Raw genomic sequence first — 13,119 nt, forward strand, 5'->3', positions numbered from 1 at the left:
TTTTATGTCAGTTTTAAGACTAAACAGAAATGGAGCATGATTCCCTTCCGTTATATACTTTTAACTCATTAGAGACTATTTGGAAGCCACATGCCGCACACTACCGACCCACTTACAGGGTTGAAGAGACGAACTCTCCCATTGGTCGTATTTTTGGTCAGTTTTTTGATTACTGTGTTGTGTTTTATATTAGTCGCGTTAAACCAAAACCGCGCGTTAAATATGAATTTGGATAGCTTTACTACTCACCAGACACTGAGTTTGGAAGCGTTTATCGCTAATGACGTGGCTTACATTGGTTCTGGTGCTAATTTTTTCTACGCAAATGATCCTGAAAACAGGGATAAGTTTGATCGTTTTGCACAGCAAACCATTAACGGTTCAAAGAGCTTGATTGGCTTGCAGTGGATGCAGAAAGTTACGGCAGATGAGATTGCCGAACATACCGCGAAAATGGAAGCAAAGTATCCGGCTTACCAGTTGTTCACTATCCCTAAACATGAAGAGAAAGCTTATGGCTACATTCTAAATGGAGAGCCAGCTTATATCGCGACTGATATTTACCCAAATACCGAAGCCAATGACAAAGTGATTGGTTTCTACTCTTCTCGTGAACGTTTTAGACTGATCATCGAAAATATTAAGCAGACGCGCCAAGCGAATATCTCGGACAAAGTACGTCTGATTCAAGATGGTCTAACTCAAGATACGCCTAAGACAGGCATGCTGGTTTATCACCCTGTGTTTGAAGGCGAAAGTGATAACCTACTTGGTGTTGTGATTGGCGTGGTTCGTACAACTTACTACTTTGAGAACCTGTTAGCCTCTGCCGTCGGTGATATGGACGTGTACATTCGCGTTACGGATACCGGGTTTGAAGCTGAAGACTCCCCAATTCTATTTGAAACTCAAGGTTATGAGGGAGTAACAGGGCACCATATAACTAAGACAATCGAGTTGACCAACCGAAATTGGAAGATCGATTACAAGATAGATTCCTGCATCTCTTTTTATGGCTACCTTGTGTTGACTGGCATCGCGCTAGTCGGAACAACCATCTCATTGTTGTTAGCGTACATCGTGAATATGCAGATCAGAGAAAAAGAGCGCCTGTATCAAATGCTTGATAAAAGAACAGAAGAGCTTCGTTTTCTAGCCAACCACGACAGCCTGACCGAGGTTTATAACCGACGTGCTTTCAATAAGATGTTAGATAAAGCGATACAGCGAAATGAACCCTTTAGTCTCATCGGATTTGATGTCGACAAGTTCAAAGGCATTAACGACCAATTCGGTCACCCTTCAGGGGATGCTTTACTCATTCATGTAATTAAATTGATTTCAGTGAGCTTGAAAGAGGGGGATAACCTGTTTCGTATAGGTGGAGATGAGTTCTGTATCATTTCTAGTATTACAAACCATGAAGCCCTAGAACGATACTTACAATGTATTCTAAGAACAGTGAGCCAGTCTCATTGTGAGCACAAAGGTCGACAGCTCAGTTGTACTTTGAGTATTGGTGCTGCTATTTACGCTAATGAAAACACGGAAGAGATTCTGCAAAAAACAGACAGTATGCTATATCAAAGTAAGTCGAATGGCCGAAATCGAGTGACAATTGCAGGCTAAATGAGCACTTGATACAACTAGGGTCGAGTTCTGTATTGGGCTCATGTACAATTTCACAAAATTTTTGACGAGAGAATTAGGCGACGTATGAATCACAATCGAGTTGTGTGTTTCGATTTGGAAATGTGCTGTTGGAGCGAAGACGGTGTGGGAACAACAGGAGAGATCATTGAAGTTGGTCTTGCTGAGATTGATCTAGCATCCGGTACTATCGTGAAGCGAGCACAATACTACGTTAAGCCAGAGAAAGACGAAGTCTCTCTATTCTGTGCCGAGTTAACGGGCATTACACCTCGTAAAATCGAAAAGCAGGGTCGCCCATTAGAGTCTGTCATCAAGTCGATGATTAAGAACTTTGGTGGTCCCAAAAAAATCTACGCAGCGTGGGGACGTGACGACCTTATCTTACACAAAGAGTGTATTGAAAAAGGCATCGAGCCTCCGTTTAGCGAGTTCTTAAACATCGCAACGCTTTACCGTGTTCAGAATCGCTTGAAAGACAAACGCATTGGTCACCGCGCTGCTCAAGAAGCCAAAAATATTGAGTGGGAAGGTCGTCAGCACTCGGGTTATGTCGATGCTTATAATCTTGCGAAACTCACATTAACTATGTTGTAGCTAAATTTTTAGCTCCTCTCAGCCCTGTTTAGTCAGCTTTCAGTTGACCGATTCAAAAAAGCGACCGGTTTCTTAACCCGTCGCTTTTATTTATTTCAGTTTCCAATTCATTATTTCAGGCACTAATTTTCGCCTAAAACACTTAACTTACTCTTGATGAAGTCACAGTGGTCGACGTAGAGCAGTTCTGCTGTTTTACGGATCACAGAATCTTCGATAGGGTCAATTTCCCCGTCGGCATGCGCTACTTCCCACATCGCTTTGATTAAGTCGATTCGCACTGGCTGAGATAGGTCTCTGAGTTGCGATGTAAAGTCATACAGCGATACTGATTGCTCTACTTTCGGCTCTGCTTGCGCGAGCAGTACCTTTGCTTGTTCTTCATCTAAATCCAGCAAACGCTGCAGAAGCTGTAGCTTAGCGACTCTTTCTGATTCATTGATCTGATGGTCGGCACCCGCGACTTCACACAACAAACTCGCGATGGCGATATTAGGTGATGTGCCTTGGTTTTTGCTTAGGTCCTGGCCTTCAATCAATTGTTTAAACATTGATGTGAGAGAATTGAACATAACGAGCTCCAGTTAAAATTTGTATCGGGTTCCGTAACGCTGATAGTTATCGACTATAACCATAACTATTGGGTCTACAGAGTGTGATCGCAAGCGTCTTTACTAAAAACTGACATTACGGATACGCGAGCGATAAGGAGCACTTCCTAGTCCGGTTCCGGAAAACGTGTAACCTTACCATCGCCGCTCAGGGTGGTGATCGATTGCGGTTTCCCATCGGTGTCTAGCCTCAATTCACCAATCGCACTGCGGTTTGAAAGGCGATAGAAGGTCTGATTGTCTGGGCTTCGTTTTTCGATCTTCAAGCGTTTACGCTTAGTGAAGTAGTTCAAAACTGAGCGAGGGCTGTATAACAGACGGTCCCATACATCGCAGAATTTAAGCAGCGGAGCAGGGAACTGATTTTTAATGCCACTGCAGGTGATTTGATAGATGTTCGGGCTGTTGCGGCGATATCTAAGCTTGATGTCATAAGCGAAGGAGTAGTGAACGTCACCAGAAAGTACCACAAAGTTGGTTGGTGTTTTGGTATGTGTAAAGATACTGATCAGCGTATTCGCACTGCCCGGATGTGCCATCCAGTTTTCAGCATCTATCACCAATGGCTTGCCGATTGTGGTCGCCATCTTTTGCAGTGTTTCAATAAACTTCACGCCAAACATCGGTGCAGCAGAAACGATCACCACTTTATCTTGATTCATTAACTGATGTTGAAACTCAATCAAGGCTTCCCAGTCCATTAAACCTGAAGGCTTATTCATGCGTGACTCTGAACGCCAACGACGCGTACGAGTATCCAACACAATGACTTTGGGTGAAGTCTCTATTGTGTAATGCCATTCTTCAAAGCGACTCAGCATCTCAATGAAGGCTTGATGCTTGTCTGGCTCGATGTTGCCAATAGAGTGAGTAGTCGCTGCATTGCCGGCTTCATTATGAGTTTGTTTACTAATGCGCGGTTGTTTAGTAATGAGCGGTTGAGCGACAAAAAGCTGTTTTGCTTGCTCGATAAACGTTTCATCGAAGCTCTCCGGTTTGTTACCCCAACCTTGACACATCCAGTAAGCCGCAAGGCCGTTACCAATGACTTGGGTCGCGAACTGGTTTTGGTCGACGGCATGCTCCCAACCCACGGTAAGGTTCCAATCATCCGTCACATCGTGATCATCGAAGATCATGTACGTTGGAATATGCGCGAACAGACGTTGCACTTGCGGTAAGCCAGCAATGAAATCATCCATGATGACGCTTTCATCACGCCATTGTTGCTGCTCAGTCGGTGTTAATTGGCGTCCACCTTGAGTGAAGTTATTCTCAATTAAACGCTCTCGATTGACGCATTGCCACAGTGTCGGAGACCAAACCAATAAGTACATCGCGATAAACTCAGACAGCGTGACCAAGTGGTTTTCACAATCGGTAGAGCTAAAAATCGGCACGCCACGGTTCGGGAATAACTTATCGAGCATGGATTCTGAAGCTGTGTGGTGCGGCAAATAGTGATGACGCTGGTATAAGTGGTATTCACTGTTATACAGAGCGTCACTGTTGTTGATTTGTTTAATTTGCGAGTCAGTCGGTAAGCTTTCGCCTACAAGGCCAAGCAGGTGAATCACTTGTTGAATAGCATCAAGTGTTGGGCCTGCCACATGGTCGGCGTAGATCTGATCGCCGCTCATCATCAGCATGTCGGGTCTTTCAGCGACGGTTTGATCGGCCATCTTGTTATCGGCTGAAACTAGGCTGTCTTTGCTTGGATGATGCGGGTTGCGGCAAGAGCCATGAAGAATGTAATCAGCTGAGGTCGATATCTTAAACTCAACGCGAGATTTACCGTTGTAAACAAGGTGAGGGGCGAGCTCTTTTAGTGAACCTGACTCTGTGTGAATGTCATATTCAAGCAGCGTATTAGTCGGAAACTCACCTTGTAAGCGAATTAGCGTTATCCACGCATGTGTACCGATTTGAATCGAATCATGTTCTTCAAGCGATGAGGTATAAAACGGCTGGTCTTGTGCTGCTTCAGAATCGTCTATTTCTTGAGTATGAAGCTCGGCTCTGCCTGTAAGAGGCGAGCTGGTGGCTAACCAAAGTACTACTTCAGTCGCGGTGGTTTTTCTTAAAATGGGTCCGGCGAGTAACAGGGGAAGAGATGATGTCGTAGAGGGTTTCAATACGGTACCTAAAATCGTTGGTGGCTAGTCGTCGTGGTGTTCTTTTGTTTCGAGCTTGTTCGTGTCTGGCTTTGTGGTTCCAAGCGTTGATGCTTCAAATTCTACTGAGTCAGATTCTGTTGATTATGCTCTGCAATCTCAGGCTCTGTCGTTTCAGATTCTGTTGATTCAAGAACTTCGATAACTTCTGAGCTAGAAAGTTCATGGCCCATTAGAAATATTGCCAATAGGGCATCGGCTTTGGTCTTGGTATCGGAAGGCTCGTCTAATAACAGTTCGAGCTTTTCTCGAATCATAGCAATCTCGTGCTCAACAAAGCCACGGCCTTCTTCATCCCCTTGATTGTCTTCAGGGGCATTATCGAATTCAAGAAATAGCATGTCACCGTCTAGGTTGGTATCCACCAAACGCTCAGGCAACCACGCCTCACCCATAACAATATCTGGATCGGAATCTTTGGGTAAGTGATCTATAATGTTTTGTAATTCGGAGACTTTCACAATACTTTCATTTAACCGAGAATATTCTACATTGTAACGGTCAATGCCGAGCAAACCTAAAAATAGTTAGCCGTCATGGTTAATAAATGTCTAATCAGTAACACAATATTTTTTCAAAGAGTAATTACACAAGAATGAAGCTCAAATATTTACCGACTCTTCCTTCATCTGGATTGGTTTTACTAGGTAGCGCTTTCCTAAGTGGCATTTTCGTAAGTGCTAATGCGTGGGCCGCTGAAGAGCAAGAGTGGGGCATCGCTGCAATGTTCCGTACAGCAAGCATCCCTTATGACACGTCTGGTGGCGACCAATCGGTTAGCTCATTCGTACCGATGCTGTTTTTCAAGAACGATTATGTGTTTATTGACGGTACTGAGATGGGGGCATACCTCTATCAAACTGACGATGAGAAGTGGTCTTTCAATGCTATCTCTCGCATGCGCTTTATTGATATTCCTGCATCTGAGCAGAACGCGATTGAAGGCGATACGGCGGACTTTGGTGCTCAACTGACCTACCAACTTGATGATTCTTGGTCTGTCGAGACGGAGTTAATGAGCGACAGTGAATACAACTTCCACGGTAACTTACGAGCTAAAGCCAAGTATGAAACTGGAGATTGGGAGTTTTACCCGAGCGCGACGCTGCGTTATAAAAGTGCTGATTTCAACAGTGAGTATTACTCCGCATCTAATGAAACCATTGGTGCTGGTGTTGACTTAAATGTTGGTGTTGAAACGCGTTACCATGTGGTTTCTAACTTGTACTTATTGGGTTCAACCAGTGTGACTCGATTGGACGATAACGCTTACGATTCTTCGATTGTTGAAGACCGTTATCAGGGGGAATTGTACCTTGGCTTTGGTTTCTTTAACGACAAAGAGAAAGCGCCAAAACCTAAACTGAGCAATGCGCCGTACTTACGTGTCGCACACGGCTGGGGAACGCCATCCAATATTGGCGACATCATGAAGTTCAATCGAGAGAAAGACGAATACAACAACCAGTTGACCTCGTTCTTCTATGGACACCCGTTAACCGATGAGATCTTCGGTTTGCCACTGGATATCTATTTAACCCCAGGTATTGCGCACCACTGGAGTTCAGACGTTCAATCGAGCAGCACCGAATACATTATCGCAATCAAGGCGTACTACACCTTTGATTGGCCAACTCAGTGGCGTGTTGGTGTGGCAGAAGGTATGTCTTACATCGATTCGATTACCTATATCGAAGGCTCTGAGATGGACCGTAAAGGTTACACCGCAAGCCATCTATTGAACTACTTAGACTTCTCATTCGATGTCAACGTTGGCGACTTGATTGGTAAGAATGACTTGAACAACTTATGGTTCGGTTATTCATTGCATCATCGTTCTGCGATCTTTGAAAAATCCTCTCAGTATGGTCGTATCAAAGGCGGCAGTAACTACAACACGGTCTACTTCCAATATGAGTTTTAAGCGCAGTTTTTAACGTTAGCTTTAAACCAGAGTTGACTAAGTACGAATTACATTTGACCGCGCTTTCATAGCTCCTGCGAGTGTTAGCGAGATTAATCAGCCTGATAGCTAAAGGTTTTCCCTTTGCTGTCAGGCTTTTTTGTTTGAGACTTGTGATATAATCGCGCGAGTTTAATAAGTACAAGAATAGGACACGCTTTGACTTCGTCTCCGGAAAAAGCAGATAACAACAAGAATGCAGCACAGCCAAGTTCTTCACAGAGCAAAGCGAAACCAAACCAAGCTGCATCGAAAAAATCTGCTGAACAATCAGCGAAAAACAACAAATCATCTCAGAATAGCCCAGCCTCTCTTCGTAAAGCGCTCAACGAATGTATGATACGCGATCGCTTCCGTTTGAGTAAGCGAATTGCTGGTGCGAGCAAAATTAAGAACGAACAAGCTAAGCACGCTGTCTTTGATGAGATTGCGTTAGACATTGCTAAGTCGATGATGACGGCAACTCAGCGTGCGGCACAGAAACCAACGATTGAATACCCAGAAATTCTCCCGGTTAGCCAAAAGCGCGAAGACATCGCGAAAGCCATCGCTGAAAACCAAGTGGTTATCGTGGCGGGTGAAACGGGTTCGGGTAAAACCACTCAGCTACCAAAAATCTGTTCTGAGCTTGGCCGCGGCCGCTTTGGCTTAATTGGTCACACTCAGCCCCGTCGTCTTGCGGCGCGTTCGGTTGCGAACCGTATTGCTGAAGAGATGGAAACACAGCTGGGTGAGTTCGTTGGTTATAAGGTTCGATTCAACGACCAGATTTCTGACAATACCCAAATCAAACTGATGACCGACGGTATTCTACTGGCGGAGATTCAACACGACCGTTTCTTAAATCAGTACGACACCATCATTATCGATGAAGCGCACGAACGTAGCCTGAACATCGATTTCATCATGGGTTACCTGAAAGAGTTACTGCCAAAGCGTCCTGATCTGAAAGTGATCATCACGTCGGCAACCATCGATCCAGAGCGTTTCTCTAAGCACTTTAACAATGCGCCAATTATTGAAGTGTCTGGTCGTACTTACCCAGTTGATACGCGTTACCGCCCATTAGGTGGTGATGAAAGTGATTCAGACCGCGACCAAATCGAAGGCATCTTTGAAGCCGTTGATGAGCTGTGTGATGAAGGCCTTGGCGATATCTTGATCTTCATGAACGGTGAGCGAGAAATTCGTGATACCGCAGATGCATTAAGTAAACGCAACCTTCGTGATACCGAAATTGTCCCGCTTTACGCGCGTCTATCGGCGGGTGAGCAGAACCGTATCTTCCAGTCTCATACTGGTCGACGCATCGTTCTGGCAACCAACGTGGCAGAAACCTCGTTAACCGTTCCGGGCATCAAGTATGTTATCGACCCGGGTACGGCGCGTATTAGCCGCTACAGCTACCGAACTAAAGTACAACGCCTACCGATTGAACCAGTATCTCAAGCGAGTGCTAACCAGCGTAAAGGTCGTTGTGGTCGTGTTGCGGAAGGTATCTGTATTCGTCTGTACTCAGAGGAAGATTTCGAATCACGCCCAGAGTTTACTGACCCAGAGATTCTTCGTACTAACCTAGCATCGGTTATCCTTCAGATGACAGCGCTAGGCCTAGGCGATATTCAAGCGTTCCCATTTGTTGAAGCGCCCGATAAGCGCAACATTCAAGACGGTGTAAGGCTGCTTGAAGAGCTTGGTGCGATCGCCACCGTTGAACCGTCAGCGAACAAAAACAAGAACCACGGCGACGACAAGAAGAAGCTAACCGCGATTGGTCGTAAGCTGGCAAAACTGCCTATCGATCCACGTTTAGCGCGTATGGTAATTGAAGCGCCACGTAACCGATGCCTACACGAAGTGATGGTGATCGCGTCTGCGTTGTCGATTCAAGATCCGCGTGAGCGTCCATCAGATAAGCAACAATCGTCTGATGACAAGCACAAGCGTTTCTTCGATAAAGAGTCTGACTTCATCACGTTTGTGAACTTATGGGATTACATCAAGCAGCAGCAAAAAGCATTGTCGAGTAACCAGTTCCGCAAACAGTGTAAGCAAGATTACCTCAACTATTTACGTATCCGTGAATGGCAAGATGTGTACTCCCAAATTCACCAAGCAATGCGTGAGCTAGATACTAAGTTGAATACAGAACCGGGCAGCTACGATGGCATTCACATGTCACTGCTATCAGGTCTGCTTTCGCACATCGGTATGAAAGACCAAGAGAAGAATGAGTATCAAGGTGCACGTAATGCACGCTTCCACATCTTCCCTGCGTCTGGCCTATTTAAGAAACAGCCTAAGTGGATCATGTCTGCGGAGCTGGTAGAAACCTCAAAACTTTGGGGCCGTGTTATCGCGAAGATTCAACCTGAATGGATTGAACCGCTAGCGAAACACCTGATTAAACGCAGTTACAGCGAACCACATTGGTCGAAGAAACAAGCAGCGGTAATGGCACACGAAAAAGTGATGCTTTACGGAATCCCAATCGTACCTAAGCGCCTTGTGAACTACGGCGCGATTGATGCCACCGTCAGCCGTGAGTTGTTTGTACGTAGTGCATTAGTAGAAGGTGAGTGGGAAACCAAACACGCTTTCTTCAAGCAGAACCGTAAGCTTCTACAAGAAGTCGAAGAGCTAGAGCATAAATCGCGTCGTCGTGACATCTTGATCGACGATGATGAACTGTTCGATTTCTATGACCAGCGTGTTGGTGAAGAGGCGGTTTCTGGCCGTCACTTTGATACATGGTGGAAGAAGACCAGTCAGAAAACCCCTGAGCTGCTTAACTTTGAAAAATCGATGCTGTTCCGCGGTGATGCTAGCCACGTTACTGATTTGGATTACCCGAACTTCTGGCACCAAAACGGTATCAAGCTCAAGCTGAGTTACCAATTTGAGCCGGGCGACGATAACGATGGTGTAACGGTACACATTCCGCTGCCTATCTTGAACCAGATCGACCAGAACGGTTTTGATTGGCAGATCCCGGGTCTACGTCAAGAGCTAGTAATTAGCTTGATTAAGTCGTTACCTAAAACGCTACGCCGTAACTTTGTGCCTGCGCCAAACTACGCAGATGCATTCTTGGCACGTGTGACACCGCTTGAAGCACCGTTACTGGATTCTCTTGAGAAAGAGCTACGCCGCATGACGGGTGTGGAAGTGGTACGTGATGACTGGAAGTTAGACCAGATTCCAGAGCACTTAAAGGTAACATTCCGCGCTGTAGATCATCGCAAGCGTAAGCTGAAAGAACAGAAAGATCTGCATGAGTTGAAAGAGAGCCTGAAAGACAAGGTTCAAGAAACGCTTTCTAAAGTGGCAGACGACGATATCGAGCAGCAGAACCTGCACACGTGGAGCTTTGGTGAATTACCAAAAGTCTACCAACAGAAACGTGGTGGCTACGATGTTAAAGCCTTCCCTGCGCTGGTGGATACCAAAGACAGCGTAGAGATCAAACTGTTCGAAACCGAGCAAGAGCAAATCTCGGCAATGAAATCGGGTCAGCGTCGTTTAATCTTGTTGAACGTGCCATCACCGATCAAATACTTGCACTCGAACCTGCCGAACAAATCGAAACTTGGCTTGTACTTCAACCCATACGGACAGGTACTCGATCTTATCGATGACTGTATCGCTTGTGGTATTGATAAGCTGATTGAAGAGAAGGGCGGTTTGGTTTGGGAACCAGAGCAGTTTGAAGCTCTGAAAGAACACGTACGTGCAGAGCTGGGTGATACCGTAGTAGAGATTGCTCAACAGGTTGAAACCATCCTAACCACGGCATTCAGCATCAGTAAAAAGCTGAAAGGACGCGTGGATCTTTCTATGGCATTCGCACTTTCTGACATAAAAGCTCAAGTAGAAGGTTTGATTTTTAAGGGTTTTGCCACAGAATGTGGGTGGAAACGCTTGCCGGATATTCTACGCTATATGAGAGCGATTGAACGCCGCATGGAAAAACTGCCAATTGACCCGAACAAAGATCGTCTTCACATGATCAAAGTTGAGTCAGTAATGAATGATTACAAAGAACTGCTGAATAAAATTCCAAAAGGGATCGCGGTTCCAGAAAATGTAAAAGAGGTGCGTTGGATGATAGAAGAGCTTCGTGTAAGCTTCTTCGCACAGCAGCTCGGTACGCCTTACCCAGTATCAGATAAGCGTGTTAAAAACGCGATTGATGCTTGCTAAAGGAATAAAGCTAGACGCAATGGCAAGGTTTGGGTATAAATCTTGCTTATTGCATTACTAATTGAATAGTTATTACATACAGGGCGACTTGGTGGCAATTTATTACCACTCAAGGCCTGCCACTAGGACGAAAAAGGTCGAATATGAAAAAAACGTTATTGGCACTAGCACTACTAGGTGCATCTTCAACAGCAATGGCTGATTCTTGGTTGTACGGCGGTGTAATGGGTGGTCAAAACTCATTCGCTGGTGAAGATGAAAACGCGGTGGGCATCCACGTAGGTACAGGTATCCTTCCACTAATCGGTGTTGAAGCGGGTTACTGGGATCTAGGTTCTTTCGACAACGTTAGCTACGGCAACCGTGCTAAACAAGGTGTTGACGTAAGCACTGCTTACCTAGCGATCAAACCAAGCATCGACTTCGGTCCTCTTCACGTATACGCGAAGGGTGGTCTTCACTCATACGAAGTGAAAGGCGATAACTTCAAGCAAGACGATGTAGACGTAATGTACGCTGTAGGCGCTGAATACTTCATCTTCGGTCCACTATCTGTAGGCGCTAGCTACCAAAACTTCAAAATGAAAGATGACGACGCAGGCGTTTTCTCTCTAAACGCAACTATTCACCTACTGTAATCAATCAGTAAAACGATCGTAAATAACGGTCGGATAGTCGTTAAAGAGTTCGTTAGAATTCATAAAAAATGCCAGCTTGATAGCTGGCATTTTTGTATCTGTTAACCGGGTAATTGCAACTCTGTTTTCTTCTAACAGGCAGCGGGTAGACGGTTACTTTTTACTGTTCAGAATACGCTGGATTCTTGGGTTAATCGCTTTGCCGTGCTGGCTTTCGTACTCTTCACGTTTTAAATCGTTTAGGTTTTTCACTGAGTTAGCGGCAAGCAGGAATTGCGGCAACTCCGTTTCCAGCATGCCTTTCTCATCTAAACGTTTTGCTTCCAAGTAGTACTTCTTAAACAGACCATCCAGCTTGTTTTCAGCCGTACGCTTCAAGTCATACAGTTTGTTCTGAATCAGCCATTTTTCAATTTTGTTGGCAGCGGTGCGAGACAACACACGGATACGGCTATCCAGCAACTCTTCTTCAGTTAAAGAATCTTTCAGGATCCACAGCTCACCCATTTGCGGCGGCCAGCTGTTGCCAAGCTGAATACGTTCGTGGCAGTGCATTAAAACGCGGTTAAGGCCGTCTGAATCAACAGAGTTGGCAAACTCAATGAACTTACCGCTTGGCTCACTACCGTACTGATATTCCCACTGCGTTTCGTACACGCTCAAGAAAGAGCCGAACACGTGAATACACCAATCGGTTAGTTCCAGCTCTGCAGGATCTTGATCAACAACAGGTACTTGTTGAGACGCACCAGAATCCGCAGCTTGTGCAGCCGCTACATTAACTTCAGTGCTTTTTGCTTCAATTATTTCAGATCGTGCAGGAACGTCAGATACAACAGGCTCAGAAGGTTGGCTTTTTGCCTTTTTGAATGAGCTGCTGCCTGAAGCGTTCAGATGGGCTAAGCTTTTGTCTATACCCATTTCCTTGAGCTTGTCCTGCATTTCCTGAATATTGAGAGGTCTTCTGCTGTTGTTGTCTTTCATTTTGCTTCTCGTTAACTAGCCAGTACTGCAGCTTGGATTCAATCCGAGATAATGGCATTAATTCATTGGCTTTGGCTTTATACCAGAGGACAAATTTCTTCCATACTAAACTATGGTCACCGGTCAAACCGGAGAATTTAAACGCACGTTCTGCCCATGATGGTATCTCTTCTTCGTTGAGATCATGAGTAGAGACGGTGTTGCTGTTCATTGAGCCTCGACCTTGTGGGCGAGGGGCCTGCTGCATATGTTGCATTGGTGCCGGAGCAGGCTGAAACTTAGGTGCAGGTGCAGGTGCA

The 13,119-nt window shown here is 45.3% G+C and carries 9 protein-coding genes and 1 pseudogene; 5 read left to right on the plus strand and 5 right to left on the minus strand.

Annotated elements, in window-relative coordinates; genetic code table 11:
- The first annotated feature begins 90 nt into the window (after positions 1–90).
- Positions 91–1,629, plus strand: coding sequence for a diguanylate cyclase domain-containing protein (locus AB4329_RS18675; RefSeq protein ID WP_372138995.1), 1,539 nt, complete (start codon positions 91–93; stop codon positions 1,627–1,629).
- Positions 1,630–1,716: 87 nt separating this feature from the next.
- Positions 1,717–2,247: a 3'-5' exonuclease gene (locus tag AB4329_RS18680; RefSeq protein ID WP_017068784.1), complete on the plus strand. Its 531-nt coding sequence runs from the start codon at positions 1,717–1,719 to the stop codon at positions 2,245–2,247.
- A gap of 122 nt (positions 2,248–2,369) precedes the next feature.
- Here the strand turns inward: AB4329_RS18680 and AB4329_RS18685 are convergent, their stop codons facing one another.
- The 3 genes from AB4329_RS18685 to AB4329_RS18695 all read right to left on the minus strand — a co-directional run bounded on the left by AB4329_RS18685 (position 2,370) and on the right by AB4329_RS18695 (position 5,547).
- On the minus strand, positions 2,370–2,819 hold the full coding sequence (locus tag AB4329_RS18685; RefSeq protein ID WP_017060439.1) for a TerB family tellurite resistance protein: 450 nt from the start codon (positions 2,817–2,819) through the stop codon (positions 2,370–2,372).
- Between the two features lie 146 nt (positions 2,820–2,965).
- Entirely contained in the window at positions 2,966–4,993 is a 2,028-nt protein-coding gene (locus AB4329_RS18690) for an alkaline phosphatase family protein (RefSeq protein ID WP_372138997.1), read from the minus strand.
- 101 nt (positions 4,994–5,094) lie between these two features.
- A complete protein-coding gene (locus tag AB4329_RS18695; RefSeq protein ID WP_102428589.1) occupies positions 5,095–5,547 on the minus strand; it encodes a hypothetical protein in 453 nt (150 codons plus the stop codon).
- Between the two features lie 80 nt (positions 5,548–5,627).
- On the opposite strand from AB4329_RS18695, the gene AB4329_RS18700 reads away from it, so the two are divergent.
- The 3 genes from AB4329_RS18700 (at position 5,628) to AB4329_RS18710 (ending at position 11,836) form a co-directional block, all read left to right on the plus strand.
- The gene (locus AB4329_RS18700; protein WP_017070881.1) at positions 5,628–6,956 is read left to right on the plus strand and encodes a MipA/OmpV family protein; all 1,329 of its coding nucleotides are present in this window, start codon (positions 5,628–5,630) and stop codon (positions 6,954–6,956) included.
- A 198-nt stretch (positions 6,957–7,154) separates the two neighbouring features.
- Complete coding sequence (gene hrpA, locus AB4329_RS18705; RefSeq protein WP_372138999.1) at positions 7,155–11,198, plus strand: ATP-dependent RNA helicase HrpA; 4,044 nt, start codon at positions 7,155–7,157, stop codon at positions 11,196–11,198.
- Between the two features lie 143 nt (positions 11,199–11,341).
- Positions 11,342–11,836: an outer membrane beta-barrel protein gene (locus AB4329_RS18710; protein ID WP_274134781.1), complete on the plus strand. Its 495-nt coding sequence runs from the start codon at positions 11,342–11,344 to the stop codon at positions 11,834–11,836.
- A gap of 153 nt (positions 11,837–11,989) precedes the next feature.
- On the opposite strand, the gene AB4329_RS18715 is transcribed toward AB4329_RS18710, so the two are convergent.
- On the minus strand, positions 11,990–12,757 hold the full coding sequence (locus AB4329_RS18715) for a hypothetical protein (RefSeq protein ID WP_372139001.1): 768 nt from the start codon (positions 12,755–12,757) through the stop codon (positions 11,990–11,992).
- Positions 12,678–13,119 (minus strand): annotated as a pseudogene (locus AB4329_RS18720) (hypothetical protein); the annotation flags it as partial. The gene AB4329_RS18715 and the pseudogene AB4329_RS18720, both read right to left, overlap by 80 nt.

The organism is Vibrio sp. 10N.261.54.A5 (assembly GCF_041471145.1).
Taxonomy (GTDB): domain Bacteria; phylum Pseudomonadota; class Gammaproteobacteria; order Enterobacterales; family Vibrionaceae; genus Vibrio; species Vibrio crassostreae_C.